27 protein-coding genes are annotated in these 26784 nt (G+C 66.5%); 12 read left to right on the forward strand and 15 right to left on the reverse strand.

The genetic code is table 11. From position 1 onward, the window contains the following. The first annotated feature begins 60 nt into the window (after positions 1–60). Together ABE093_RS10435 and ABE093_RS10440 are read left to right on the forward strand one after the other, a co-directional pair. On the forward strand, positions 61–441 hold the full coding sequence (locus ABE093_RS10435) for a VOC family protein (RefSeq protein ID WP_430760832.1): 381 nt from the start codon (positions 61–63) through the stop codon (positions 439–441). Positions 442–476: 35 nt separating this feature from the next. Next, complete coding sequence (locus ABE093_RS10440) at positions 477–845, forward strand: DUF1428 domain-containing protein (RefSeq protein WP_430760833.1); 369 nt, start codon at positions 477–479, stop codon at positions 843–845. Positions 846–848: 3 nt separating this feature from the next. On the opposite strand, the gene ABE093_RS10445 is transcribed toward ABE093_RS10440, so the two are convergent. From ABE093_RS10445 to ABE093_RS10465, 5 genes are read right to left on the reverse strand one after another with little or no spacing between them, the layout of a single operon-like run. Then, on the reverse strand, positions 849–1529 hold the full coding sequence (locus tag ABE093_RS10445; RefSeq protein WP_430760834.1) for an RDD family protein: 681 nt from the start codon (positions 1527–1529) through the stop codon (positions 849–851). Beyond that, entirely contained in the window at positions 1526–2272 is a 747-nt protein-coding gene (gene tatC, locus ABE093_RS10450; protein ID WP_430760835.1) for a twin-arginine translocase subunit TatC, read from the reverse strand. Before tatC ends, ABE093_RS10445 begins: the two co-directional genes overlap by 4 nt. Further along, on the reverse strand, positions 2269–2577 hold the full coding sequence (gene tatB / locus ABE093_RS10455) for a Sec-independent protein translocase protein TatB (RefSeq protein ID WP_430760836.1): 309 nt from the start codon (positions 2575–2577) through the stop codon (positions 2269–2271). Before tatB ends, tatC begins: the two co-directional genes overlap by 4 nt. Positions 2578–2604: 27 nt before the next feature. Continuing rightward, complete coding sequence (tatA, locus tag ABE093_RS10460; protein ID WP_430760837.1) at positions 2605–2841, reverse strand: twin-arginine translocase TatA/TatE family subunit; 237 nt, start codon at positions 2839–2841, stop codon at positions 2605–2607. A 49-nt stretch (positions 2842–2890) separates the two neighbouring features. Then, positions 2891–3847, reverse strand: coding sequence for a lipid-binding SYLF domain-containing protein (locus tag ABE093_RS10465; protein ID WP_430760838.1), 957 nt, complete (start codon positions 3845–3847; stop codon positions 2891–2893). 99 nt (positions 3848–3946) lie between these two features. On the opposite strand from ABE093_RS10465, the gene hemH reads away from it, so the two are divergent. Continuing rightward, positions 3947–4909: a ferrochelatase gene (gene hemH, locus ABE093_RS10470; RefSeq protein WP_430760988.1), complete on the forward strand. Its 963-nt coding sequence runs from the start codon at positions 3947–3949 to the stop codon at positions 4907–4909. Further along, positions 4906–5766, forward strand: a complete 861-nt coding sequence (locus ABE093_RS10475) for an alpha/beta fold hydrolase (protein ID WP_430760839.1) — start codon at positions 4906–4908, stop codon at positions 5764–5766. Before hemH ends, ABE093_RS10475 begins: the two co-directional genes overlap by 4 nt. Here ABE093_RS10475 and ABE093_RS10480 read toward each other — a convergent pair. The 3 genes from ABE093_RS10480 to ttcA all read right to left on the reverse strand — a co-directional run bounded on the left by ABE093_RS10480 (position 5763) and on the right by ttcA (position 8422). Next, positions 5763–6509 (reverse strand): M48 family metallopeptidase, encoded by a 747-nt coding sequence (locus ABE093_RS10480; RefSeq protein ID WP_430760840.1) that lies wholly within the window; start codon positions 6507–6509, stop codon positions 5763–5765. The genes ABE093_RS10475 and ABE093_RS10480 overlap by 4 nt on opposite strands. Further along, positions 6509–7423 (reverse strand): recombination-associated protein RdgC, encoded by a 915-nt coding sequence (locus ABE093_RS10485; protein ID WP_430760841.1) that lies wholly within the window; start codon positions 7421–7423, stop codon positions 6509–6511. Before ABE093_RS10485 ends, ABE093_RS10480 begins: the two co-directional genes overlap by 1 nt. Before the next feature lie 69 nt (positions 7424–7492). Beyond that, a complete protein-coding gene (gene ttcA / locus ABE093_RS10490) occupies positions 7493–8422 on the reverse strand; it encodes a tRNA 2-thiocytidine(32) synthetase TtcA (RefSeq protein ID WP_430760842.1) in 930 nt (309 codons plus the stop codon). Positions 8423–8474: 52 nt separating this feature from the next. Between ttcA and ABE093_RS10495 the strand changes: the two genes are divergently transcribed. Further along, positions 8475–8678 (forward strand): YdcH family protein, encoded by a 204-nt coding sequence (locus ABE093_RS10495; RefSeq protein WP_430760843.1) that lies wholly within the window; start codon positions 8475–8477, stop codon positions 8676–8678. 13 nt (positions 8679–8691) lie between these two features. On the opposite strand, the gene ABE093_RS10500 is transcribed toward ABE093_RS10495, so the two are convergent. From ABE093_RS10500 to ABE093_RS10515, 4 genes are all read right to left on the reverse strand, one after another. Beyond that, positions 8692–9804 carry a helix-turn-helix transcriptional regulator gene (locus ABE093_RS10500; protein WP_430760844.1) on the reverse strand — a complete coding sequence of 371 codons (1113 nt, stop codon included), beginning with the start codon at positions 9802–9804 and terminating at the stop codon, positions 8692–8694. Between the two features lie 289 nt (positions 9805–10093). Then, complete coding sequence (gene plsB / locus ABE093_RS10505) at positions 10094–12730, reverse strand: glycerol-3-phosphate 1-O-acyltransferase PlsB (RefSeq protein WP_430760845.1); 2637 nt, start codon at positions 12728–12730, stop codon at positions 10094–10096. A 9-nt stretch (positions 12731–12739) separates the two neighbouring features. Beyond that, positions 12740–13642 (reverse strand): hypothetical protein, encoded by a 903-nt coding sequence (locus ABE093_RS10510; protein WP_430760846.1) that lies wholly within the window; start codon positions 13640–13642, stop codon positions 12740–12742. 67 nt (positions 13643–13709) lie between these two features. Continuing rightward, positions 13710–15689 carry a UvrD-helicase domain-containing protein gene (locus ABE093_RS10515; protein WP_430760847.1) on the reverse strand — a complete coding sequence of 660 codons (1980 nt, stop codon included), beginning with the start codon at positions 15687–15689 and terminating at the stop codon, positions 13710–13712. Positions 15690–15774: 85 nt separating this feature from the next. Here ABE093_RS10515 and ABE093_RS10520 point away from each other — a divergent pair, with 85 nt between their 5' ends. After that, complete coding sequence (locus ABE093_RS10520; protein WP_430760848.1) at positions 15775–16407, forward strand: thymidine kinase; 633 nt, start codon at positions 15775–15777, stop codon at positions 16405–16407. On the opposite strand, the gene ABE093_RS10525 is transcribed toward ABE093_RS10520, so the two are convergent. The 3 genes from ABE093_RS10525 to mutM all read right to left on the reverse strand — a co-directional run bounded on the left by ABE093_RS10525 (position 16374) and on the right by mutM (position 20688). Further along, positions 16374–19229 carry a protein kinase domain-containing protein gene (locus ABE093_RS10525; RefSeq protein WP_430760849.1) on the reverse strand — a complete coding sequence of 952 codons (2856 nt, stop codon included), beginning with the start codon at positions 19227–19229 and terminating at the stop codon, positions 16374–16376. The genes ABE093_RS10520 and ABE093_RS10525 overlap by 34 nt on opposite strands. Before the next feature lie 5 nt (positions 19230–19234). After that, positions 19235–19813, reverse strand: coding sequence for an ECF-type sigma factor (locus ABE093_RS10530; protein ID WP_430760850.1), 579 nt, complete (start codon positions 19811–19813; stop codon positions 19235–19237). Between the two features lie 62 nt (positions 19814–19875). After that, positions 19876–20688, reverse strand: coding sequence for a bifunctional DNA-formamidopyrimidine glycosylase/DNA-(apurinic or apyrimidinic site) lyase (gene mutM, locus ABE093_RS10535; protein WP_430760851.1), 813 nt, complete (start codon positions 20686–20688; stop codon positions 19876–19878). 59 nt (positions 20689–20747) lie between these two features. Here mutM and ABE093_RS10540 point away from each other — a divergent pair, with 59 nt between their 5' ends. The 6 genes from ABE093_RS10540 (at position 20748) to ABE093_RS10565 (ending at position 26778) form a co-directional block, all read left to right on the forward strand. Beyond that, positions 20748–21320, forward strand: a complete 573-nt coding sequence (locus ABE093_RS10540) for a TlpA disulfide reductase family protein (RefSeq protein ID WP_430760852.1) — start codon at positions 20748–20750, stop codon at positions 21318–21320. A gap of 78 nt (positions 21321–21398) precedes the next feature. After that, positions 21399–22607: a DesA family fatty acid desaturase gene (locus ABE093_RS10545; protein WP_430760853.1), complete on the forward strand. Its 1209-nt coding sequence runs from the start codon at positions 21399–21401 to the stop codon at positions 22605–22607. Continuing rightward, on the forward strand, positions 22604–22939 hold the full coding sequence (locus ABE093_RS10550; protein ID WP_430760854.1) for a hypothetical protein: 336 nt from the start codon (positions 22604–22606) through the stop codon (positions 22937–22939). The genes ABE093_RS10545 and ABE093_RS10550 overlap by 4 nt, the downstream gene beginning before the upstream one ends. Positions 22940–22998: 59 nt before the next feature. After that, positions 22999–23904: an alpha/beta hydrolase gene (locus ABE093_RS10555; protein ID WP_430760855.1), complete on the forward strand. Its 906-nt coding sequence runs from the start codon at positions 22999–23001 to the stop codon at positions 23902–23904. 70 nt (positions 23905–23974) lie between these two features. Beyond that, complete coding sequence (locus ABE093_RS10560) at positions 23975–25327, forward strand: M16 family metallopeptidase (RefSeq protein ID WP_430760856.1); 1353 nt, start codon at positions 23975–23977, stop codon at positions 25325–25327. Next, positions 25324–26778, forward strand: coding sequence for a M16 family metallopeptidase (locus ABE093_RS10565; protein WP_430760857.1), 1455 nt, complete (start codon positions 25324–25326; stop codon positions 26776–26778). The genes ABE093_RS10560 and ABE093_RS10565 overlap by 4 nt, the downstream gene beginning before the upstream one ends. Positions 26779–26784 lie beyond the last annotated feature (6 nt).

A 26784-nucleotide genomic window follows, 5' to 3' on the forward strand; every position in this document is an offset into this window, starting at 1 on the left:
CGTAACGTCATGTTTACGAGATAAACATTAGGCTCCACCCACCGCACCCGGAGATTCCCAATGCAGCACAACCCCATTGGCTGGACCGAAATCTACGTGCAGGACATGGCACGCGCGCGCAAGTTCTACGAAACGGTGTTGGCGACCAAGCTGGAAGAACATCCGGTGCCGCCCGACATGAAGATGGAAATGATGTTCTTCCCCGCGCAGATGGAATTGCCCGGCAGCGGCGGCGCCCTGGTGAAGATGGATGGCGTGCCCTCGGGCATGGGCGGCACCCTGGCCTATTTCGTATGCGAGGATTGCGGGGTCGAATCGGGCCGCGTCGAAGCCGCGGGTGGCAAGATCTTCAAGCCCAAGTTCTCGATCGGCGAATATGGCAATTGCGCGCTGTGCTACGACAGCGAAGGCAACCTGTTCGGCCTGCATTCGATGAAGTGAGCCGCGGTACGGTATCCCCATGAGGAGGGCATGCGATGTACGTCGATGTGTTCGTGATTCCGGTTCCCGAAAACAAGCTGGACGAGTACAAGAAGTTCAGCCGCAAGTGCGCGCCGGTCTGGATCAAGCATGGCGCGTTGAGTTATTCCGAGAACGCCGCCGATGACGTCCAGCCCGGCAAGGTCACCTCGTTTCCGCAGGCGGTGAAGCTCGAGCCCGGCGAAACGGTGGTGGTCGGGCTCGTGACGTTCGCCTCGCGCAAGGCGCGCGACAAGGCGATGGAAAAGATCATGGCCGATCCGGTGCTGGCGGCGATGGCGCCGGGAGACATGCCTTTCGACGGCAAGCGGATGTTCTGGGGCGGCTTCAAGCCGTTCCTGACGCGACAGGCCAAAAGCGAGTGACGGTCACGGCGTGGTCAGGCGCATCGCCAGCCACGTCGCGAACAGGACCGGCAACAGGACGGCTGCCAGCAACGCGATCGAGAGCGTTGCGCGTCCCCATGCCGGCAATGGGCCTGCGCCGGGCGTTGCCACCACGTCGGTATCGGCGATGCGATCGTGCAGGCTGCGGAAGGGCGGCCACCATGCCAGCAGGTGGCCGATGTTGAGCGTGAACCACGACAGTCCCGCCGCGAGTTGGCGCACGAACAGTTGCGCGAACGTGGCGCGCTTTCCCGAAATATCGACCACGCGCAGGCCGAGCAGGCGTTTGCCCGGGGACCCCTGCCACGACGACAGTTCGCTGCCGAGATTCCATGCGGCCGACAACAGTGCATAGGCAAATGCCACGGCGACAATCGCGCCGGTGACGTGGTGGGCGAATGCCGTCACCGCGCCGCGCAACGACGGATCGGAAAGCAGGCTGGCGTAGAAGCTGGCGGGGTCGGCGTTGGCGTCGAGCGCGCGTGCCATCGTCGCGTCCATGGTGGAGCGCAAGCTGTCGATGGCGGCATCGGCTTCGCGCAGGTCGACACGCCACCAGCTGGCCGTGAGCGCCAGCGCCGCCGTCGCAAGGATGCCGAAATCGATCAGGAAGGCGGCGCAACGCCGTTGCCAGTGCGGATTGCCCGGCCGCAGCGGGCTCATGCCGGTGCGGTGTTCGGTTTGAGCAGGCGCGCGGCAATGATGCCGGCCTCATAGAGCAGGCACATCGGGATCGCCAGCATCAACTGCGACACGATGTCGGGCGGCGTGATGATCGCGGCGAGAATGAAGATCGCGACGACGGCGTAGCCGCGCCATTCGCGCAGTTGCTGCGGCGTGACCACGCCCACCAGCACCGCGATCACCAGCGCCACCGGCAACTCGAAGCTGAGGCCGAAGGCGAAGAAGATCATCAGCACGAAGTCGAGATAGGCGTTGATGTCGGTCATGCGCGCCACGCCGGCAGGCGTGGTGTGCTCAAGGAACAAGAACGCCGCCGGCAGCACGCCGAAATAGGCGAAGGCGCAGCCGATGTAGAACAGGATCACTGCCGAGGCCAGCAACGGCAGGGCGATGCGACGTTCGCGCTGGTACAGGCCGGGCGCGACGAAGGCCCAGGCCTGGTAGAGCACCCACGGCATCGCCACGAGCAATGCGGTGCAGACGGCGAGCTTGATCGGGGTGACGAATGGCGTGAGGACGCCGGTGGCGATCAGTTGACCGCCACGCGGCATCGATCTCAACAGCGGTTGCGCCAGCCAGGCATAAAGGCGGTTGGAGAACGGCAATGTCAGCGCCAGTACCACGCCGACGCCGGCGAGCGCACGCAGCAGGCGCAGGCGCAATTCGAGGAGATGTGGAATCAGTCCGCCGACCAGCGAATCCGGATCATCGGTGAACGTCATTGCGCGTGGTCGCCATGCGAGCTGCCGTCACCGGGTTTTGTTTCATCGGCGATGGTCGCTTGCGAGAGCCGCTGCACTTCGGTGCCGGCGTCTTGCATGGCCTGTTTCGCGCCGTCCAGTTGCTTGCGCATGTCTTCCGCAGCGAGTTCGCGTTCCAGCTCGGCGCGCATGTTGAACCAGTAGGCGCGCACGCGTCGGATCCACAGCCCCGCAAGCCGGGCGGCTTTCGGCAGGCGTTCGGGACCGAGCACGATGAGTGCGACGATGCCGATCAGCAGGAGTTTGCCGAAGCCGAGTTCGAACATGGCACGGCCTGTGGTCGCGGCGCGCGATCAGCGCGGCGCCTGGTCGTCCTGGCGCTGCTGCGATTGCGTTGTGTCGCCGTTGCGCTGCGATTCGTCGCCCAGGCTCTCGGGTTTCTTTTCTTCCTCGTTCCCGTGCATGCCTTTCTTGAACTCGTTGACGGCCTTGCCGATGTCGCGGGCGCCGCTGGTCAGGCGCTTGGTGCCGAACACCAGCAGGATGATGACCAGCAGGATCAACAATTTGCCGAAGCTGAGCTCGAACATGACAGCACTTCCAACGGTTCAATGCAGGTGAAGAGGATACCGCAGCGCCTCAGGGCTTGCCGGTTTTCTTCTTCGCCGGGGTGGCTGGCGGCGCTGCGGCGGGCAGCGCTTCCGTGGTAACGCCAGACTCCTGCTCGGGTTGACTGCCGGCCTGTTCAGGCGTGGCGGCAGGCGCGTTCGTGGATTCGGTGGCGGTCGCCGCAGGTGCAGGCGTGGTCGCTGCCGGCGCGCCGCGCTCGGCGGCTTCGACCGCGCGATCGATGTCGGCGCCCTTTTCACGCTGCACCAGGCGGCGGTTGTGGGCGGTGGCGCCGGCTTCCTCCAGCGCGTCGCGGAAATCGACGATCACGTTCGGCGGACGGTTCGCCGTGCGGTGTTCGAAGATCATCCGCGGCGTCGAGCCGGGACCGTACATGCGCTGGTTGGCCTCATCGTCGATGGCGATCACCGCGCCGTCGAAGGCCACGCCGGCGTACAGGCCGCGCGCGCGCGACCACGACCAGATATCGGCCTTGAACTGCTGGTCGGTGCCGGCGGAAGCATCGCGTCCAACCGGACCGGTCGCCACGCTGGCGCCCGCGCCCAGGGTCAACTTGCCCGAGGTGATGTCGTTGAGGCCCTGGCGCGTGCGGAACACCATCACCACGTCGGACTTCGACACGCCGATCTGGAAACCGACGCTGCCGCCGGTCAGGCGCACATAGACGGGATTCGACCAGGTGCCGTCGGGATTGCGGACCGACAGCAGGCCGTGGCCACGACGCCCGCCGAACACGAAACCGATCTTGAGCGTGTCCGGCACCACCAGGATGCCCTGTGCCTCGTCGAACAGGCGATCGGGGATGGCGGATTCCGGCATGGCCTGGATGTCGCGCAAGACCTTCAGCGCCATCTGCGTGCGCTGGGCATCGGTCGGGTCGTCGGCAGCCGAGGCCGGAAGGACGACGAACAGCGACAGCAGCAGGGCGAGACGCGCAAACATCGTGCCTGGAGTGAATCGGGACATGGGCATTCGGAGACACAGGGGATGACCGATGCTAGGCCGCGATCGCGCGCAGCCGCAACCCGCGACGGTCCGCGGGGCAGGGGCGATTAAGCTATGCAGATGCAGAACCCGTCCCCGCGCGCCCTGGTGCTGGTCAATCTGGGCACGCCGAGCGCGCCCACGGCAGAGGCCGTGCGCAGCTATCTCGCCGAATTCCTGCTCGATCCGCGCGTGGTGCAGATTCCGCGCCTGCTGTGGTGGCCGCTGCTCAACTGGGTGATCCTGCCGCGGCGCAGTCCGGTGGTGGCGCGCAAGTACGCGGCGATCTGGACGGACGCAGGGTCGCCGCTGGCGGCGTATACGCGGCGTTTGGCGAATGGCATGCAGGCAGTCTTGCCGGAGTGGCGGGTGGCGATGGCGATGCGCTACGGCGAGCCGGCATTGGCGAAAACGATCGATGCGCTGGTGGCCGATGGCGTGGCCGAGGTCGTGGTGCTGCCGCTGTATCCGCAATATTCGACGACGACGACCGCATCGGTGGAGGACGTCGTGGCGCGATCGCGCACGAAACATCCGCAAGTCGCGTTCAAGACCGTGCACGACTACCATCGCGATCCGCATTGGGTGGCTGCGATGGCGGCAACGATCCGCGAACACTGGGCGCGCCATGGTCGCGCGCAGAAACTGCTGTTCTCGTTCCACGGCATCCCGGAACGACTGGTGCGCAACGGCGATCCCTATGCCGCGCAGTGCGAGGCGAGCACGCAGGCGATCGCCGCGGCGCTGGGCATCCCCCGCGACGACATCCTGCTGACCTACCAGTCGCGGTTCGGGCGCGAGCGCTGGCTGCAGCCCTACACCTTGCCGACATTGCAGCAGCTCGCGCGCGACGGCGTGCAGGACATCGACGTCGCCTGCCCGGGATTCGCGGTGGACTGCCTGGAAACACTGGAAGAGATCGCCATGCTCAACGCCGAAGCATTCGTGGCGGCGGGCGGTCGCTCTCTGCGCTACATCCCCTGCCTCAATGACGGCGCCACGCATGCAGAGGCGATGGCGGCAATCGCGGAGTCCGCTGCATGAGTCTCGAGTTGAACGAAACGTCCATCGACATTCCGCTGGGCAGGATCACGGCATTGCGATCCGCGGCGACGGACAACGCGCCGCGCGTGCTGGCGTTGCATGGCTGGCTCGACAATGCTGCGAGTTTCGTTCCGATGGCGGAGCATCTGTCCGGGATCGAACTGGTTGCGGTCGATCTGCCGGGACATGGCCACAGCGTGCACCAGGCGCCGGGCGCGATCTATACCTTCGAGATGGCGGTGCATCACGTCCTCGACATCGCCGATGCGCTGGGGTGGGAGCGTTTCACCCTGCTGGGTCATTCGATGGGGGCGGGCATCGCCAGCCTGGTCGCGACCGCGTGCCCGCAACGCGTCGAACGCCTGGTCTGCATCGAGGCGCTGGGCGGCCTGGCCGATGCGGCCGAAAACACCGCGCTGCGGATGCGCGAGTCGGTGGCATCGATGCGCGCGATCGACGCCAAGTCGCTGCGGGTGTTCCCGGAGCTGGACGTGGCGATCCAGGCACGGATGCGCGCCAACATGATGAGCGAGCCGGTGGCGCGATTGATCGTCGAGCGCGGCGTGCGCGAAGTTGCCGGCGGCTGGCAGTGGAGCAGCGATCCGCGCCTGATGGTGCCGACGTGGCTGCGGCCGGTCGATGCGCAGGTGGTGACGGTGTGCGCCGGCATCGAGTGCCCGACGCGGGTGGTCTTCGCCGATCCGGCGCAGCCCTATCTGCCCGCCGATGTGCGCCGTCGCTATGTCGATGCCTTGCCGCGTGGCGAATTGCTGACGATGCCGGGCACGCATCACCTGCACATGGAAACGCCGCAGCCGGTCGCGGAATGGATCGGGCCGTTTCTGGCGCGGACCTAGGTGATCGCCCGCATGCACGCCTTGAGCGTGCGGCCTTCCGCGTGGAAGTAGGTGCGTTCGCGTCGCCAGTGTGGACAACGCGCCTGTACCTCGCGCCAGAACGACGGGGAGTGATCGGCGCGGATCAGATGGCAGAGCTCGTGCACCAGCACGTATTCGAAGGCCGATGGCCGCGCCAGCACCAGCGAGAGGTCCAGCGATACGACGCCCGACGGCGCCAGCGATCCCCATTGCGAACTCATCTTGCGCAGCACGATGCGTGACGGCTGGCGCGGCAGCGCGCCCACGTATTTCGGCAGCCACGTCGCGATATCGGCGCGCGCCTGCGCCTCGTAGAAATCGCGCAACGCGCGGCGCACGGCGCTGTCGGACTGTCCGCGCTGCTCGAACAGCAATTCGCCATCCACCAACGTCACGCGATTGACGCGTCCGGCGACCCAGCGCACCGGCAACCATTCGCCGCGCAGCGGCAAGGTCGTGGTGACGCCGGCGCGCAGCGGTTCCGGCGCGTCGACGGCCAGATTGGCGATTTGCGCTTCCAGCCACGCCACGTGGTCCTGCGCGAAGCGCTCGGCCGTGCGCAGGCTGGCGCGCATCGGCAATGTCAGGCGTGGGCCGCGCTCGTCCACCGACAGCTTGATGCGGCGCGCGCGCGGATGGCGCTTGCAGGGCAGTTGCAGCGTGCGCCCGTCGCCGAGGCGCAGCGCGATGTCGGGCAGATCGTGAAGATCCGCGTCCGCCACTATCCCGCCTTGCTCAACTTGAGGACCGGTTCCAGCACGGCGAACAGGCGGTCGAATTCGGCGGCCATCAATGCGAAGCGGGCGTCGAGTTCGGCGCGGATGTCGTCGCGGTCGCTCGACTCCAGTTGTTCCACCGCACCATCGAGCAGCTTGAACTTGCGGATCACCAGGTCGTCGCCGAGCACGAAGCTGACATGGTCGTCCAGCCGCAGCGCCAGGCGCGTCACCTGCTTGCCGGATTCGAGGTGCGTCTCGATTTCCTCGCCCGACAACTCCATGCCCTGCAGCTTCACCACCGCGCCGGAATCACCCGGATCGCGCAGTTCGCATTCCTCGCCCAGCGACAGGCCGGCGGGCAAGGCGTCGCCGGCCAGCCAGCCGGTGAGCAGCGTGCCGGTCGCGACTTCGGCGTTCAACGGCAGCGCCGGGAAACTGCCGAGCGCTTCGCGCACCTGCGAAACCACGGCTTCCGCCGATTTCTTCGACGAGGTGTCGATGGCGATGACGTGGTGCTTGAGGTCGACCAGCGCGTCGGTGCGCACCGGGCGCACGAAGGCGCGCGGCAGCAGATCGGTGACGAGCTCGTCCTTCAGCTGGCGGCGCATTTTGCCGCCCGGCTTGCGGCCGTTGCGCGCCTCGAATTCGGCGATCTTCTTCTGCAGCTGGTCGTTGACCACCGCCGACGGCAACAAACGGTCCTCGCCGCCCACGGCCAGCCAGATCGAGCGTTCGATCTGGTGCATGTAGGCGACGTCGTCGCCTTCCGCTGCATTGCCGAACGGCGGGATGAAGCCGCGCGACGACAGTTCGAGCGGGCCGACCGGCTTGAGTGCGGTGTCGCGCAGGCGTTCGTCGATGTCGGCGAAGGAAACGGAAGCGGGGAAGCGGAACAGCGTGAGATTGCGAAAGAACATCGGGACTCAAAGAGGAAAGAATGGGATAGGTCGGCAGGAGGCCGAAGCGATGCCTTTGGGGCGACGGGATCAATCGTCGTCGTTTGGCGTCTCACCACCCGAGAGCCATGCGTGGGCATCGGGTGATGCGCCGTCGCCGTGCTTGCCGAGCGACAGGAAATCGAACAGTTTCGGATCGGCCAGTTGCGACGGGCGGATGTCGCCGAGCGCACGCGCCATGGTTTCGACGCGTCCGGGCGATTCCTTCTCCCACTGTTCCAGCATCTTCTTGACCTGCTTGCGCTGCAGGTTTTCCTGGCTGCCGCAGAGATTGCAGGGAATGATCGGGAACTGCTTCGCTTCGGCGTAGGCCTCGATGTCGCTTTCGCGCACGTAGGCGAGCGGGCGGATCACCACGTGCTTGCCGTCGTCGCTGAGCAGTTTCGGCGGCATGCCGCTGAGCTTGGCGTGGAAGAACAGGTTGAGGAAGAACGTGTTGACCATGTCGTCGCGATGATGGCCAAGCGCGATCTTGGTGTATCCGTGTTGTTCCGCCCAGGTGTAGAGCGCGCCACGGCGCAGGCGCGAGCACAGCGAACACATCGTCTTGCCTTCCGGGATCACCCGGCTGACGACGGAATAGGTGTCCTGCTCGATAATGTGGAAATCGGCGTCGATCGAGCGCAGGTAGTCCGGCAGCACATGCTCGGGGAACCCGGGCTGCTTCTGGTCGAGGTTGACGGCAGTGATCGAGAACGACACCGGCGCCTTCTTCTGCAATTGCAGGAGGACATCGAGCATGGTGTAGCTGTCCTTGCCGCCGGACAGGCAGACCATCACCTTGTCGCCGTCCTCGATCATCCCGAAATCGGCGATGGCGCGACCGACCTGGTGGCGCAGGCGCTTGGCCAGCTTGTCGGCTTCGCGCTTTTCGACAGGCGTGGTGTGGCGTTGCGCAACCGGCAACGGTTCGGCGAGGGTCAAGGGAATCGCGTTCAGCGTGCTGTTCATCGGGGCCATTTTACCGGGCCGCGCGCTGGATGCCGCCACGGCGACCGGCTAAGCTCCCGCCATGCCCATCGACAGCGCCGACATCTCCCACCGCCTGGCGGAATTGCGGATCGAGCACCGCGACCTCGATCTCGCGATCGCCCGCATGCAAGCAGCGTCGGAGGTGGACGACCTGGCCTTGCGCCGGCTCAAGAAGCGCAAGCTGATGCTCAAGGACTGGATCGCCAAGCTGGAATCGATGCTGATTCCCGACACCCCGGCCTAGCGTTCACAGGTCCTCACGCCAGCTGCGGTTCGGCCCGGTGGTAGAGGTGGTCGTTGAGCTCGGCGAGGGAATCGAGCGCCTGGAACAGCTCGGCCTGGCGATGCAGGTCCATCTTCTCGAAGATTTCCTGCAGGCGCTGGCGCGCGGTGCCGACGGTGATGCCGAGCGATTGCGCCGCATCCGCCAGCGTTTCGCTGCGACGCAGGGCGACCGCGAACGCGGCCTCCGACGCCGTCAGTCCGCAGGATGCGCGCAAGGTCGCGGTGAGGTCGGCGTGGACGCCGATCGGTTGCAGCGGCCGCACGAACAGCAGGCGGCGCGGCGTCAGGCTGCCATCCACTTGTGGGCGCAGGGCGGCGTAGGCCACGACTTCGGCATGGTGGCCATAGACGGGAACAGCAGGCGGCGGCGCGGCCGCCGACATGGCCTGGCGTTGGCAGCTGGTCCATAGCGCCTGGCTGCGTGCGTCGTGCATGCGCAAGGCGCCGTCGGGGCCGCGCTGCAGCCAGCCCGAGGCGATGCAATGTTCGGCCGGCGGGTTCATCCGTCGCACGTCGAACGTCGGGCCGAGTTCGAATACGGCAAGGCTGGGATGGCCGCGATGATCGCGATGACTGGCGGCGATGCGTTGTTCCAGCTGCTTGTAGCGCACCCAGTGCGGCGCGAAGGCGCGCAGCACGGCGATGCTGTCGGCGCCGAACGGGCCGCGTTGCTCGCTGCGGTTGATGGTGAGCAGGCATTGCGCGTCCGGGCGCATGACGCCGCACACGCCCGCCGAATGCACGATATCCAGCGGTTGCAGCAGCTCGCGGTAGTAACGCGTCGCCTTGATCTCGCTGGCGCTGGCGTAGTCGATGCCGTTGATCACCACGCCGGGGGCCATGTCGCGTTCGCTACGCTCCCACCACAGGCGGTCGTTGATCGTGGGGAAGATCGCCATGAAGCGCGCATTGGTGGCCTCGTCGGCAGCCGTGCTGGTGAAGCGCATGGCATCGGGGCGCGAGAGGTCGAAGTCGAATACCGCCACGGAATCGGCGTCGGCGACCCGGGCGAATTGCTTGAGGAAGGAATCGAATAGGCCCGCATCCAGCAGGCTGCCATAAAGGCAATCCAGTGCAGTGATCACTGTGTGTGTCCTTACTTGAGTGTTGAAGTCCATGTCAACTGGTGTTCCCAAGTCGCCTATGCTGCCACGAAATGCGATCGTGTGTGGTGCGATACGGAGGCTCAGAGGGACAGGGGGCTGCTAAACGTCGACCAGGGAGGGCGACGATGCGCTTGGCAAGGGTTCGCCGCGCCGGATTCGCTAGACGCCGCGCGGCGACCAAGGGAGGGGTCAACCGCCGGCGTCGTCTTGTTTTTGGATCCGATTTCGTGCGTGCGCCCGCAGTTTCGCAGGCGCATGGGACGTCCGTTTATTCGGACGCCGCTGCCGCCGGTTTCGCCGTTTCCACCGCGTCCGGGCTGATCCGTTCGATGGTGTGGCGCAGTTCGCGGCCGAGGATGGTCTTGGCGTCGCGCGCCCAGGCATCGAGGCGTTCGTCGAATTCCAGCTTGCCGTTGCTGTCGGCCCAGACCAGGCGCAGCGCGCGAAGCTTCTGGATGAAGCCGCGGAACAGCGACTTGTCGAAGAACTCCGGCGCCGCCGGCGCGTAGAGCAGTGACAGCCGTTGTGCGGCGAGATGGCACAGGCTCTCCAGCTCGCCGGCCGAGAGCGTGCCCGGACCGTTCTTGGCCAGCACCGAGATGGCGATGTAATAGCGTTCGAACGCCTGCCGCAGCGGATGGCCGAGCGCGCGCAGGCGGAAGACTTCGTCGGTTTCGCCGAGGCCGCGGGTCAGCACGCTGGCATCGTTCTCCTGTGTTTCCGCCAGCAACCCCTCGCGCACGAAGAGATCGATGGTGCGATCCAGGCGTTCCGCGAACTCGTCCTCGCTCCATGGCAGGAACAGTTCCGCCTGCAGGAAGGGATAGACGCGACGACCGAGGTTCACCACCGAGGTGCGGGCGAGGCGGCGGTTCTGCTGGAAGCAGGTCGCGACCCAGGCCAGCGCGGTGAACAGGTGCAGCACGTTGTTGCGGAAATAGGTCAGCAGGATCGCCTTGTCGGCGTCCTCGACCTTGAGCACGTCGCCCAGCGGATGGCGGATGCGCTCGAGCACGTTGATTTCCTCACCGTGCGCGATGATCTGTTCCGGCGTGTGCGGCGTCACCGTGACGAGATCCGAGTAGGGCAGTTCCTTCAACAGCGTCTGCGACAGCGCGATCTGGTCGATGAGGTCGGACTCGCTCATCGAATGCTTGGGCGTCGACAGCAGCGCCATCGCCAGCAGGTTGATCGGGTTGACGTCGGCGGCGCGATTGACGTTGACCTGGATGCGCGTCGCCAGCGCGTCGACGGTGTCCGACAGCCATTGCGGGCGATCGTCTTCGTTCAACGGCTTGCCGTCCCAGTCGTGGGCGTGTTCGGCCAGCATTTCGTCGAGGCGGATCGGCTCGCCGTAGTTCACGACGACCTGGCCGTAGTTGGAGCGCAGCACCTTGGGGATGCCCATCAGCAACTGCCAGATCGATTCCTTCTGCTTGGGCTTGCCCGAGAGTTCGTCGATGTAGCTGTTGCCTTCCATCAGCTTCTCGTAGCCGATGTAGATCGGCTGGAACAGCACCGGGCGCGCGGGTTGGCGCAGGTAGGCGCGCACCGTCATCGAGATCATGCCGCCCTTGGGTTGCAACAGTCGGCCCGTGCGCGAACGCCCACCTTCGATGAAGTATTCGATCGAATAACCGCCGGCGACCAGTTGTGCCACGTACTCGCTCAGCACCACCGAATACAGCGCGCTGCCGCGGATGCTGCGGCGGATGAAGAACGCGCCGCCCTTGCGCAGCAAGGTGCCGATCACCGGCATGTTGAGGTTGATGCCGGCGACGATATGCGGCGGCACCACGCCTTCGGTGTAGAGCAGGTAGCTCAGCAGCAGGTAATCCATGTGGCTGCGGTGGCTCGGCACATAGATCACTTCGTTGCCGGGCGCGACGGCCTTGAAGGCATCGAGGTGGTGGACGAGGATGCCGCGATAGATGCGGTTCCAGATCGGTTGCAGCAGGAAGCTGGCCGAACGCACCACCGGATGCGAATAGTCGGCGGCGAGTTCCCAGGCGAAGGCATGCGCCTTCTTCCACGCTTCGCCGGTGCTGCTGCCGTCGCGGCGTGCGGTATCGGCGATCGCGGCCTGTACTTCCGGCGCGGCCAGCACCTTGTCGATCAGCAATCGGCGGGTGGAAAGATCCGGCCCGATCACCGCGGCGCGGATGCGGTGGAAATGCGTGCGCAGGACGCGCGAGAGTTTGCGCACCGTGCGTTCCGGCGGCAGGCCTTCGTCGACGATCTCGCGCAACGAAATCGGCGGGGCGAAGCGCACCACGGTGTCGCGGCCGTTGAGCAGCACCGACAGCAGGCGGCGGAAACGACCGACGAGCGCCCAGTTTTCCGAGAACAGCACCGAGAACCAGCCGCTCTGCTTGTCCGGCGCGCGACCGATGAAGATCGACACCGGCACCAGCTGCACGTCGAGCCAGTCGTTGTCGCGATGGGCTTGCAGCAGGCGCGCCAGCGAACCCGAGTGCGTGCGCTGTTCCGGGCCGTGGCCGAGACCGAGCTGCTTCAGCGTGGTGGCGTGGCGGCGCGACAGCGCGACGTAGGCGCGCTTGCGGCCCAGCGGATCGCCGGCCAGCGGCTGCATCGGCGAGGGCAGGCCGGCCTCGCGGCAGGCGCGCTCGAGGATCAGGGCGTTGGTGAGGCCGTAGTCCTCGAGGACATAGCAAATGGCGTGGCCGTCGAGGTGATCGGCGGCGTCCGGTGGCTCCAGGCGCAGCTGCAGCCAGGGATTGAGGATTCCGCCCAGCAGGCGCGCCCACAGTGGCCGCTTGCCGGCGGGCTCACGGGGACGGCGGGGGCTGGGCTCGACGGGCGGCTGCGGGCCCGGATCCGCGGGAGCGGCGGGCGGCGGGCTGGGCGTGGAGTCCGGGAATGGGAGGGAGTTCTGATCCGGCATCGGGGCATTCTAGCGGCCCGGGGTCGGAGGGGCGGCTGGCGTGGCCGACGTAGCCAGTGCCTGCTCCGCATCGGCAAGCATGCCGCTGAGGTACCAGTGGCCGCCGCGGCGCTCGACGGCGATGTCGCTGTCCACCGGCTCGCCGTGCACCAGGTAATGGACATGGACGCGGGCGTGGTCGCCGTTGCGGTCCTGCAGCCTGGCCTCGACGCTGGACAGGATCTCGTCCAGCGACAGCCCATAGGGCGCCAGGGCCTGCTTGGCATTGCGATAGAGCGGGGTGAGTCCGCGCAGCGCGCCGCGCATGCCGGCGTTGTGCAAACCGGCATCGTCATGGATGGACGATGCGTTCGCGCCCGCCACCAGCAAGGTGACGGCCTGGTGGCCGAGCGTGCGGTCGCCCAGCGGCGCGTGGCTGCTCCAGTCGCTGAGTGCGACGATCAGGTTGGCGTAGTGCGCGCGCTGGTCCGGCTGGTAAGTACTTTCCTTCTGGATGTAGCGCACCGCGAACAGACCGAGCCCGCGTGCGGCGCTTTGCAGTTCGGTGGTCTGGCCGGCGAACTGATGGTCGAACGCGAGGCGCAATTTCGTTTCGGCGGCAGGGCCGTTGAGCGCGACCAGCACCGCCGGCAATTTCGACGACAGCGGCAGTTCCGCGATCGGCCAGCGCGAACGATCCTCGCGCCAGGCGAGTTCCAATTTGTCCTGCATCGCCGGCGGTACCGCGCGACAGGGAATCGTTTCCAGCGCGTCGTTGCGCAGGGCATCGACCACCAGCGTCACCGCGGCTTCCGGCGTGTCCGCCTGCACGCAGGATGCGTTCGCGGCCGGCGCGGAGGACGGCGTGCGCTGGCAAGCGGCCAGCAGCAGTGCGCCGCACAGGGCAAGTCCTGCGATCCCGGTTCGCGTCATCTCTGCCCCAAGCGATGGTCGATGCGGTCGAATGCCGAGTCTAACCGCAGATCAATCGCCGCCGATGTCAGCCGCCGTTGAGCATCGCGCGCAGGTCGGCCATTGCGCTACGGGCACGCTCCTGCTTGCGCTCGGCATCGGCTTCCGGATCGGCGCCATCGCGCTGCAATTCGCCTGCCGGCAATTCGTCAATGAAACGCGACGGCGCCAGCGTGACGCGCTTGCCCCATTTGCTCGCTTCGCGCGCATGCGACAGCCACAGCTGTTCCTTGGCGCGGGTGATGCCGACGTAGAGCAGGCGGCGTTCCTCTTCCAGCCGGCCTTCGTCGATGCTGGCTTCGTGCGGCAGGGTGCCGTCTTCCATGCCGACGATGAAGACGTAACGGAATTCGAGGCCCTTGGCCGCGTGCAGCGACATCAGCCGCACCTGGTTGCCGCCGTCGTCGCGATCATTGCGGGTGATCAGCGCGAGCTGGGCACCGAGATCGGCGAGGCCGCTTCCTTTCGCGCCTTCGAACCATTCCGCGAGTTCGTCGAGGTTGCCGCGGCGGATGGTGAACAGCTGTTCGGTACGGCATTGCGCCTTCAAGGCATCCAGCAAACCGGATTTCTCATTGAGGCTGCGTACGAGGTCGGCGGGCGACAGCGATGCCGCTTCCGCGCGCAGGCGCTGCACGATCTCGATGAAGCCGTGGAGCGCCGACGAGGCGCGTGCCGGCAGTTGCTGCAGGATGGCGTTGGAATCGGCGGCGCGCGCCAGCGGAATCCCGGCGTGCTGCGCCAGTTCGGCAAGGCGCGCCAGCGTCGCCGCGCCGACTTCGCGCTTGGGCGATTGCACTGCGCGCAGGAAGGCGCTGTCGTCTTCCGGGTTCACCAGCACGCGCAACCACGACAGCGCATCCTTCACTTCGGCGCGTTCGAGGAAGGCGGTGCCGCCGCTGAGGTGATAGGGGATGCGCAGCAGCTGCATCGCCTTTTCCAGTGCGCGCGACTGGTGGTTGCCGCGGAAGAGGATGCAGAAATCACTCCACGGCGCGCCATGCTTCTGCGCAGTGAAGCGGATCTCGGCGGCGACCTTCTCGGCTTCGTGGCCGGAGTCGCGGCACTCCCACACGCGAATGCGTTCGCCGTCGGCGGAATCGCTCCACAGCGTCTTCAGGTGCGCGTGCGGATTGTTGGCGATCAGCTTGTTGGCGGTGCGCAACACGCGATTGCTGCAGCGGTAGTTCTGTTCGAGCTTGATGATTTCAAGCGTCGGGTAATCGCGACCCATCAGGTCGAGGTTTTCCGGATTGGCGCCGCGCCAGGCGTAGATGCTCTGGTCGTCGTCGCCCACGCAGGTGAATTGCCCGGCCTCGCCGGCGATGGCCTTGAGCAGGCGGTATTGCGCGTCGTTGCTGTCCTGGCATTCGTCCACCAGCAGGTAGCCGATGCGTTCGCGCCAGCCCATGCGCGCGTCTTCGTCGGTTTCCAGCAATTGCACGGGAATGCGGATCAGGTCGTCGAAATCGACCGCGTTGAACGAGGTCAGTCGCGCCTGGTAGCGCGCATAGAGCGCCGCCGCTTCGCGCTCGCGGGTGCTGCGCGCCGATTCCAGCGCCTGTTCCGGCGACAGCCCGGCGTTCTTGGCGCGAGAGATCAGCGATTGCATCGCCTGCACCGCGTCGGGTTTGGCGCCGGGCATCAGGTCCTTGACCTGGGCGCTGGCGTCATCGGCATCGAACACCGAAAACCCGCGCTTCAGGCCGACGCGCGCGTGCTCGATCTGCAGAATCCGCAAGCCCAGTGCGTGGAAGGTGCAGATGGTCAGGCCTTCGCCACGATCGCCCTTCAGGCGCTTGGCCACGCGTTCGCGCATTTCGCGCGCGGACTTGTTGGTGAAGGTGATGGCGGCGATGCGTCGCGCCGGATAGCGCCCGCTGTCGACCAGGTGGGCGATCTTCTCGACGATCACCCGGGTCTTGCCGCTGCCCGCACCGGCCAGCACCAGCAACGGGCCCTCGCTGTGGAGGACGGCCTGGCGTTGTGGCGGGTTGAGACCTTGCATGGGCGGCATGGAAACGAAACGGCCGCCTATTGTCTCATTGAAGCGGGGTCTCATCGAAGCGGGCCGCGCCGGTATCATGGCGGCAATGGCCAAGCTGTACTTCTACTATTCCGCGATGAACGCGGGCAAGACCACCACGCTGCTGCAGTCCGCGCACAATTATCGCGAACGCGGCATGCGGGTGATGATCCTCACGCCCGCGCTGGACGATCGCGCCGGGCGCGGCGTGGTGTCGTCGCGGATCGGCCTGAGCGATGCCGCGGTTCCGTTCGGGCACGACGACGACCTGCTGCGACGCGTGCGCGAGGACATCGCGGACCACGGCAAGCTCAACTGCGTGCTGGTGGACGAAGCGCAATTCCTGTCGCGCGCGCAGGCGTGGCAGTTGAGCGATGTCGTCGACGAATTGCGGGTGCCGGTGCTGTGCTACGGCCTGCGCACCGATTTCCGCGGCGAATTGTTCGAAGGCAGTGCGGCTTTGCTCGCCTGGGCCGATGAGATGCAGGAAATCAAGACGATCTGCCACAGCGGCGCCAAGGCGACGATGACCGTGCGCGTCGACAATGCCGGGCGCGCGGTGCAGGACGGCCCGCAGGTGGAAATCGGCGGCAACGATCGCTACGTCTCGGTGAGCCGCGCCGAGTTCAAGAAGATCATGCGCGGGGAAGGGCGGATCGATCCCGCTCAGTGCCCGCTGCCGTTCGCGCGCGAGGACTGACCGCGGCGACTCGACGGCGCGGGCGGCTGGCGATGTTCGCATTCGTCGCGCAACGCCACCGCTTCGCGCGATAACGCGCCACCTTCGGGCTGCGCCGAACCGATCGCCGGCATCAGCGCGTCGTAGCGCTGTTTGCCGAGCGCGGGATTGCCGCGGCATTGCGCATCGGCGGCGTAGAGGCGGAAGCGCAAGGACAACACGCGCGTGGCGGGCGCGTCGGCAACCTTGCCGGCGACATCGAGCTGGTCGCGCAGGCGATCGATCTCGGCAGGGTCCTTGGCCATGCGCGCCTGTGCCGAGATCAGCAAGGCCTGTGCTTCCGACGGTTTCGGGCTGGCATGCGCGACCAGCGGCTGCAGCAGCGTGACGGCATCCTGCGGCGTGTTCGCCGCCAGTTCGACATGTCCGGCGACCGCGGCCAGCGACAACTGTGCATCGCCGCCTCGGGGCATGCCCTCGTCCAGCAGTTTCTGCGCGGCATCGATCAGGCGTCGCGCGCCGGCGACATCGCCGCGTTCCGCGTAGAGGCGTGCCTCCAGCAACAGCGCGGCGAACTGGATGTCGCCGCGATGCAGGTTTGCGGACAGGCGGATGGCGCGTTGCAGCGATGTGCGCGCACGTTCGAGCTCGCCGAGTTCATAGGCATCGCGTCCGAGGCCGAGCCAGCTGTCGGCGAGATCGACGGACACATTCGACGAACGTTGCAGACTGGTGTTGAGCTGCTGCCACTGCGATTGCGCTTCGTTCCATTGCGACAGGTCTTCGGCCGACTGCGCCGCGGCCTCGCGCAGGGCGAGCGTGACCGGGTGTTCCGGACCCTGCAACGATTCCGACAGCTCGAGCGCCTGGCCGATGCTGCGCGCGGCATCGTCGACGTCGCCCATCGCGCGCTGGGTGGTGCCGATGCTGCGCAGGATGTCGATGCCGAGCGGATGACGATTGCCGGCGATCTTATGCAATTGCGCCAAGGCGCCCTGGAAGCGCGCAAGCGCATCGGGATAGTTGCCGGCATCCACCGACAGCGCGGCGAGATCGGTCAGGTTCTCGACCACGCCGATGTCGTCGCCCAAGGCGCTTTTGCGCAAGGCCAGCGATTGTTCGAACAGCCGCTGCGCGCCGTCGCGATCGCCGATGCCGCGTCGGCAGCGCGCCAACTGTGAATCGAATTCGGCGACGTGCGCCGGCAACTGCGTCTGCTGCGTCGAGGCAAGCCCGAGCAGCGGCTCGAGCGTGCGACGACAGGCGTCGGGATCGCCGAGCAGGCGTTGCACGCGACCACGCTGGCTGGCCGACTCCAGGCGCAGGCTGGCGGGGGCGTCGGGAAGCTTGTCGACCAGCTTGCGCTGGCGTTCGAGGACATCGGCGGCGCGCGGATATTGCCCCATCGCGAGACGAATGCGCGCGATGGTGCCCAGCAATTCGGCATGCGCACGCGGCTGCAGGCCGAGTTCGCGCTCGCCGCGCGCTTCCGCGGCATCGAGCAGCGTTGCGACGTCGACCGGCTTGCCCTTCTGCGCGGCATCGGCATTCTCGAACAGGCCGACGGTGAATGCCTGCAGCGCCGCCGCACGCGCGGTTTCGCGGATGGCTTCCTGGCGCTGCCACAGCGCGACGCCGAGGAATATCAGGAGCAATGCGGTGATGCCGAGTCCGGTGACGATCGGCCACAGCTGGCGACGGACGAATTTGCGGGTGCGATAGAAAAAGCTCTGGCCGCGCGCCAGTACCGGCAGGCCATCGAGATAGCGTTCGAGGTCGCTGGACAGCGCTTCCGCCGAGGAATAGCGTTGCTCGGGGCTTTTCGACAGCGCCTTCATGACGATGTTGTCGAGATCGCCGGAAAGTTCGCGTGCGGTGCGTCGTCGTTGCGCGAAGCTGCCGCCTTCGTCGTCGCGCACGACCGAGAGCGATGGACGCTGCGGTTCGGCGGCGAGGATGGCGTCCTCCCATTGCGCGCTCGATTCGCGCTTGAGCCGGTAGGGTTTCTGCCCGGTCAACAGTTCGTACAGCACCACGCCCAGCGAATACACGTCGGTCTTGGTGCTGACCGGTTCGCCGCGCACCTGTTCCGGCGCGGCGTAGTGCAGGGTGAACGGGCGCAGGCCGGTGCGCGTGTGTTCGATCGGCTCCTGGGGATCGTCGAGCAGCTTGGCGATACCGAAATCGAGCAGGTGCACTTCGCCGTCGGCGCTGACCAGGATGTTGGACGGCTTGAGGTCGCGATGGACGATCAGGTTGGCGTGGGCGTGGCTGACGGCGTCGCAGACCTGGCGAAACAGGGCGATGCGCTGGCGGGTGTCGAGCGCCTGCTCGCGCGCATAGGCGAGGATGCCGTGGCCTTCGACGAATTCCAGCGCGAGATAGGGCTGACCGTTCTCGCTGATCCCGGCATCGAGCAGTCGCGCGATATGCGGGTGTGCCAGTCGCGCGAGGATGTCGCGTTCGCGGCTGAAGCGCAGGCGCAGGGTCGGATCGGCGAGGCCCGGGCGCAACAGTTTCAATGCAACGCGACGCGCATACATGCCGTCGGCGCGCTCGGCCTGCCAGACCTGTCCCATGCCGCCTTCGCCCAGCAAGGCTTCAAGGCGATAGGGCCCGACGCGCTCGCCTTCGCGCGGCCCCGGCGGTGCCGTGACCAAGGGCGTGTCGATGCGATGGTCGCGCGTCTCTTCGTGGGCAAGCAGGCGTTCGATCTCGTCGGCGAACGCGGGATCTTCCGCGCGCAATGCATCGAGCCGTTGTGCGCGCGCGGCAGGGTCGAGCTCCAGCAGCGCGTCAAGCTCGGCGGAAATGCGTTGCCAGCGCGTGCGGTCCATCGTCATGGACGTCAGCGGCCCTGTAGCGCGTCGAGCAGGAACATCCGTGCCTTCTGCCAGTCGCGGCGCACGCTGCGTTCGGAACGATCGGTGAGTTCGGCGATTTGCGTTTCAGACAGCCCGGCGAAGTAGCGTAGTTCGACCACCTGGGCGAGATGTTCGTCGAGCGCGGCGAGCTGCGTCAGCGCGGCATCGAGCGAGAGCAGATCCTCGTCGAGGCGCAAGCCGTCGTCGGCGATCTGCGGCAGTTCGGCGATGCGCTGCACGGCATCGCCGCCACCGCGTTTCAGCGCGAGGCGGCTGCGGGCGTGATCGACCACCACGCTGCGCATGGCCGAAGCGGCATAGGCGAAGAAGCCGGCGCGGTCGGCGAAATCGGCCTGTTGCCCGACCAGTTTGATGTAGGCCTCGTGGACCAGTGCGGTGGGATCGAGCGTTTCATCGTCCGCGGGCTGCCGCAACTGCCGCTGCGCCATCGCGTGCAGTTCCGCGTAGAGCGCCTGCAACACGCGATCGAGCGCCGCGCGATCGCCGCCCCGGGCTTCATCCAGCCAGCGGGTGATGCCGTCGTGGGCGTTGGGATCGGGCATTCGGATGGGTGCGCAGGGGGCAGATGTCCAGCATAGCGGGGCGGGATGAACCGCGCCGACGGCTACTTCTGGCAGTGCGAACACCACACGCTGGCGCGCTGGCCGATCCGCGCTTCGCGCAACTTGCGACCGCACACCCCGCACGGTTCGCCGCCGCGACCATAGACCTGCAACTCCTGCTCGAAATAACCGGGCAGGCCGTCGGGGCTGATGAAGTCGCGCAGCGTCGTGCCGCCGCGCTCGATCGCATGGGCAAGAATCGCGCGCACCGCAGCGGCCAGCTTGCGATAGCGGTCGAGCGACACCTTGCCCGCCTCGCGCGTCGGCGCGATGCCGGCGGCGAACAAGGCTTCGGCGGCATAGATGTTGCCGACGCCGACCACCACCCCCTGGTCCATCAGGAAGGCCTTCACCGGCGCACTGCGACCGCGGCTGAGACGGAACAGGTGATCGCCATCGAAATCGTCGGACAAGGGTTCCGGCCCCAGCGATTGCAGCAACGGATGCACGGTCCCCGCCGGCTGCCACAGCAGCAGACCGAAGCGGCGCGGATCGTTGAAGCGCAGGACGTGCCCGGAGTCGAGTTCGACATCGACATGGTCGTGCGCGCGCAGCGGCGTGTCGGCGGGCAGCACGCGCAGGCTGCCCGACATGCCGAGGTGCCACAGCGCGCTGCCGCGATCGCTGTCCATCAGCAGGTATTTGGCGCGACGGGTGATGCCATGGATTTCCTCGCCACGCAGCAGCTTCGGCAGTTCCGCCGGAATCGGCAGGCGCAGGTCGGGCCGCCGCAGCACCACCCTGCGCACATGGCGCCCGGCCACATGCGGCAACAGGCCGCGACGGGTGGTTTCGACTTCGGGCAGTTCAGGCATGGCCGGCCATCGGATTCAGTACACTTCGAGAACTTCACGGGGGAAGTCGGGGAACAAGTATGCGCAATGCATGGGTCGGTCTGTTGGGGCTGGGTTTGGCCTTGGGCCTGACAGTACCGGCGTCGGCAAAGGAAACGGTCAAAGTGCCGGCGGTCGGCGATATGCCAACAACCACGGTGCTCGGCAAGGATCGCAAGGACAACGTGATCGACCTGGCCGCCTATCGCGGCAACAAGATCGTGGTCATCACGTTCTGGGCATCGTGGTGCGGCCCTTGCCGTCAGGAGTTGCCGAATCTGGAAGCACTGCAAAAGCGCGCCGGCGACAAGTTCCTGAAAATCATTGCCATTAATTGGAAGGACGAATTGCGCGAATACGGGGCGATGATGCGCCAAATGTCCGACTACACCATGGCGCTGGTGCGCGATCGCGACGGCACGATCGCCGACGCCTATGGCGTGCAGAACTTCCCGAACCTGTGGATCATCGATTTGCAGGGCAGGGTGGTCGCGCACCACGCCGGCTACGGGGAAGGTTCGATGGACGCGATCACCACGGAGATCAACCAGATCATCGATGCCGAGCTGAAGCGCCAGGAGGCTGCCAAGGCCGCCACGCCGTCGGCGGGCTGAATACGCCCGCGTACGGTGGTGACGGCGAGGCACGGAAGCCTCACCATTGGGGATCCATCCCCCTGCGCTTTTCCCTCGATGCTCGATTTCATTGCCAGCGGCTTCATCGGAGCCGGCTGGGGCGCCATCGCCCTGTACCTGTTGCTCGCCACCCAGCTCACCATCTTCTCGGTGACGCTCTACCTGCATCGTTCGCTGGCGCACCGCGGCGTGGATTTCCATCCCGCCATCGCCCACGTCTTCCGTTTCTGGTCGTGGTTGACGACGGCGATGATCGCGCGCGAATGGGCGGCGATCCACCGCAAGCACCACGCCAAGTGCGAGACCGAGGAAGATCCGCACAGCCCGATGTTCAAGGGCATCGGCAAGGTGTTCTGGAACGGCGTCGAGCTCTATCGCGAAGCGCGCGCGGATCGCGCGTCGATCGACCAGTACGGCAAGGGCTGCCCGGATGACTGGATCGAACGCGTTCTCTATACACGCTGGCCGACCAGCGGCGTGGTGATCCTGCTGTTCGTGCTGGCGTTCCTGTTCGGCGCCAAGGGCGTGGCGGTGTGGGCGCTGCAGATGGCGTGGATTCCGTTCTGGGCCGCCGGCGTCGTCAACGGCCTCGGCCACTGGTGGGGCTATCGCAATTTCCACACCAGCGACACCGCGACAAACCTGTCGCCATGGGGCGTGTGGATCGGCGGCGAAGAACTGCACAACAACCACCACGCTTTCCCGAGCTCGGCCAAGTTCGCGCTGCGTAAATGGGAATTCGACATCGGCTGGGCGGCGATCCGCATGTTCCAGTCGGTGCGCCTGGCGAAAGTGCTGCGCGTCGCGCCGACGCTCAATATCCGCCCGAACATCCGCGTGCCCGACATGGACACGCTGAAGGCGCTGCTCGCGCATCGTTTCCAGGCGATGACCGATTTCCATCGCCACGTGGTCAAGCCGGCGTTGCAAGAAGAAGCCGCCGCCCGCGGCACCAAGCTGCGCCGCCTGTTGCCGCGCAAGCTGCGCCACGGTTTGGCCGACGAAGGCCGTTGGCTGACGCCGGATGCACGCGCGCAGCTGGAGCAGTGGGTGGCAGAATCGCCGCGCATCCGCACGCTCATCGAAAAGCGCGCGCAACTCTCCGCGGTGCTGGAAGCGCGCGGACAGAGCGCGGCGGAAACGCTGGCGCGCCTGCAGGCGTGGTGCAGCGAAGCCGAAGCCAGCGGCAGTCGTTCGTTGCAGGCCTTCGCCGAACGCCTGCGCGGTTACGCGCTGCGGGGTTCGACGCCAGCGCTGCCGGCGTGATCGAACGTTGCATGGTGTGGACGGTGGCGGCATTGCTGCCGCTGTCCGCGCTGGCGCAGGTCCACAATACGAATGACTACCTGCGCCTGATGGATGCCAACCACGACGGCAAGGTGCAGCTGTCCGAATACCAGGACTGGCTGTGCTTCGCCTTCGACCGGATGGATCGCAACCATGACGGCGTGCTGACGCCGGACGAACAGCCGGGCGGTCGCGGCAAGACCATCACCCGCGAGGCATATCGCGCCCAGCTCGCCGACCAGTTCCGCAAGCTCGATCGCAACCACGACGGGACGCTGGACGCGAAAGAGCTGGCGTCGCCGCCGCGCTGAAGTCAACTCGGGCATGCCCGGCGCGTTCCCCGGATGACCGCCGTCCTGGAGATCGTGCGATGCGTATGTTTCGTCCACTTCCCATTGCCGCCGCGTTGATCCTGTCGAGTGCGGCTGTCGCAGTCGCCGCGCAAAGTGGCGGCATCCGCGATCGCATCGGCCAGCGCATGCAGGCGAGCATCGCCGCCCGGCAGCATGTCGCGCTGCCCGCAGGCGTGCGCCGACTGCCCGATCTCGCCTATGGCAGCGATCCGGCGCAACGCCTCGATGTCTATCTGCCCGCCCACGCCAGTGGGCGGATCATCGTGATGGTGCATGGCGGCGGCTGGCGCATCGGCGACAAGGCGATGGGCCACGTCGTCGACAACAAGCTCGCGCATTGGGCCGCGCGTGGCGATGTCTTCGTGTCGATCGATTACCGGATGCTGCCGCAGGCCGATGTCGCGCAGCAGGCGAAGGATGTCGCCACCGCACTGGCCTATGTGCAGCGCCATGCGCGCGAGTGGGGCGCTGATCCCGCGAACCTGGTGCTGATGGGGCATTCGGCCGGTGCGCATCTGGTCGCGTTGCTGTCGGCCGATCCCTCGCTGGCGCCGAACGCGCAGCCGTGGCGGGCGACGGTATCGCTGGATTCGGCGGCGCTCGACGTGCCGACGATCATGCAGGGTCGCCACCTGCCGCTGTACGACGATGCCTTCGGTCGCGATCCCGCCAACTGGCGCGCGTTGTCGCCGTTGCAGCAGTTGACCGCCAAGGCGCCGCCGATGCTGCTGGTCTGTTCCAGCCAGCGACGCGAATCCTGTCCTGCCGCCCATGCATTCGCCGACGCGGCGCAACGCCTCCACGTCCGTGCGCAAGTCTTGCCGCAGGCGCGCACGCACGAGCAGATCAATGCCGACCTCGGCCAGCCCGGCGCCTATACCGATGCGGTCGATGCCTTCCTCGATGGGTTGCCGTTGCGCTGACTTCCGGCAGTGGACTTCGTCGCGCGGGCGGATTAGGTTCGGGGACGACTCCGAACCCTCCGGGACTCCAATGCGCCTGCGAACCCGTCTCACCCTGCTTGCCTGCCTGCTGCCGACGGCACTGGTGGCGCAAACCCTGAACGTTCCACCGATCCAGTACCAGCAACGCACCCTGCCCAACGGCCTGCAGGTGTTGTCGGTCGAGGATCATTCCAGCCCGACCGTGACCGTGCAGATGTGGTACCACGTCGGTTCGAAGGACGATCCGCAGAACCGCTCCGGTTTCGCGCACCTGTTCGAACACATCATGTTCAAGAGCACCAAGAACATGAAGCCGGAACAGATGGACCGCATGACCGAGGACGTCGGCGGCTACAACAACGCCAGCACCGGCAGCGATATCACCAATTACTACGAGATGGTGCCCTCCAACCACCTGCAGCGCCTGCTGTGGGCGGAAGCGGAACGCCTGTCCAACCTCAAGGTCGACGACGCCAACTTCAAGTCGGAACGCGCGGTGGTTCAGGAAGAGTATCGTCAGAGCGTGCTCGCCAATCCCTATGGCCGCCTCTACAACGCGCTCGATCCGGCGTCCTACAAGGTGCATCCGTACAAGCGCCCGACCATCGGCAACATCGAGGAATTGCAGGCGGCGACGCTGGCCGATGTCGTTGCCTTCCACGACACGTTCTATCGTCCCGACAATGTGACGCTGATCGTCGCTGGCGACTTCAACCAGCAGCAGCTCGACGGTTGGGTCAACGAGTATTTCAGCGGGATTGCCAAGCCCGCCGCCGCGATTCCCAAGGTCACCGCAGTCGAACCGGCACGCACCGCCGACACGCGCCAGACCCTGACCAGCGAAACCGCGCCGCTGCCCGCGGTGGCGATGACCTGGCTGATTCCGCCGGCTGCCGATGCCGACATCGTGCCGTTGCAGGTTGCCGCCGCGTTGCTGTCGCACGGTGAATCCTCGCGCCTCAACCAGTCGCTGGTGTATCGCTCGCAGATCGCGCAGAGCGCCGATGCCCAGGTCGATTCGCGCGTGGGTCCGGGACTGTTCAACCTGGTCGCGGTGATGGCCAGCGGCCACCAGACCGCCGAAGCCGAGAAGATGCTGCTGGATGAAGTGCACAAGCTCGCCAACGAACCGATTCCCGCGGCAGAACTCGACAAGGTCAAGACGCAATTGCTGACCAGCGAGTTGATCCAGCGCCAGACCGCGGAAGGCAAGGCCTTCGCGCTCGGCAGCGCGGTGCTGCAGGAAGGCGATGCCGCGCGTGCGAACAGCGATCTCGCCGCGTTGCAGACCGTGACCACCGCCGACGTGCAACGCGTGCTGAAGCGCTACGTCCTCGACGCCCATCGCGTCACCATCGATTACCAGCCGGCGAAGGCCGCGGGCAAGGGAGCCACGCCATGACTGTCCTGAAGATTTCCGCGCTCGCCTGCGCGTTGTTGGCGGCGACGGCTGCCGTGAATGCGGCCGATTTTCCGTCGACCCCGCCAGCGCCGGGTCCGTCACCGAAGTTGCAGATCCCGACGCCGGTGCGCCAGGTGCTGCCGAACGGCATGGAAGTGATTTCCGTCGCGCGCCCGGGCCTGCCATTGGTCACCGCGCAATTGCTGTTGCGTCGTGGTGGAGAGATGGATCCCGCGGACAAGGCCGGACTCGCCGATCTCACCGCGACCCTGCTCACCAAGGGCGCGGCCGGACGCAGCGCCAGCGACCTCGCCGAAGCCGCCGATGCGCTCGGCGGTTCGCTGGGCGGCAGCGCGGGCTGGGACATGGGCGGCATCGGCATGACGGTGACGACACCGAAATTGCCGGCGGCGTTGTCGCTGCTCGCCGACGTGGTGGAGAAGCCGACGCTGGCGCAGGACGAAATCGACCGCGCGCGGGCGCAGGCGCTCGATGACCTGCGCCAGAAGCTGAGCCGCCCGAGCTCGATGGCCAGCCTCGCGGGTGCGCGACTGGTATTTGGTGATGGCGCCTACGGGCATTCGCGCACGGGCACGCCGGCATCGCTGGCGCGCATCACCCGCGACGATGTCGTCGCGATGCACGCGCAGGTCTATCGCCCCGACAACACCATCCTGGTGCTGGCCGGCGACATCACGCCGCAACAGGCCTTGCAACTGGCGCAGGCCGCGTTCGCGAACTGGGCCAAGCCCGCGCAGGCGATGGCGAACGCGCCGGCGGGTCGCGCCACGACCAAACTGCCGATGCTGCTGGTGATTGACCAGCACGGCGCTGGCCAGGCCGGCGTCGCGCTGGCGAGTCCCGCACCCGATCGCGCCGATCCCGGGTACTTCACCGGCGAAGTCGCCAATGCGGTGCTCGGCGGATCGTATTCGGCGCGCCTGAACCAGGAAATTCGCATCAAGCGCGGACTGTCCTATGGCGCGTCGAGCCGTTTCGATCCGCGCCGCAGCTCGGGACTGTGGAGCGCAGGCGCGCAGACCAAGAACCCGTCGGCGCCGCAGGTGGTCGACCTGATGCGTGGCGAAGCCGCGCGTCTCGGCACCACGCCGGTGGCGGCGGACGAACTGGCCGCGCGCAAGGCGACCCTGGTCGGCGAATACGGCCGCGGCCTGCAGACCACGCAGGGACTCGCCGGTACCGTCGGTTCGCTCGCGGTCTATGGCATCGATCTCGCCGAAGTCGGTCGCTATGTCGATCGCGTGCAGGCGGTGACGCCGGCGCAGGTCCAGGCCTATGCCAGGGCCAACATCGATCCAGCGCACTCGGCAACCGTTGTCGTGGGCGACGCCAGCCTGTTCGGCGATGCGCTGCGCAAGGCGCATCCCGAGGCGGTGACGATTCCGCTCGACAAGGTCGACCTGGACAGTGGCGACCTTCGCGGCAAGTGATTTCCA

The sequence above is a fragment of the Solilutibacter silvestris genome (genome assembly GCF_050574925.1).
GTDB classification, from domain to species: Bacteria; Pseudomonadota; Gammaproteobacteria; order Xanthomonadales; family Xanthomonadaceae; genus Solilutibacter; species Solilutibacter silvestris_A.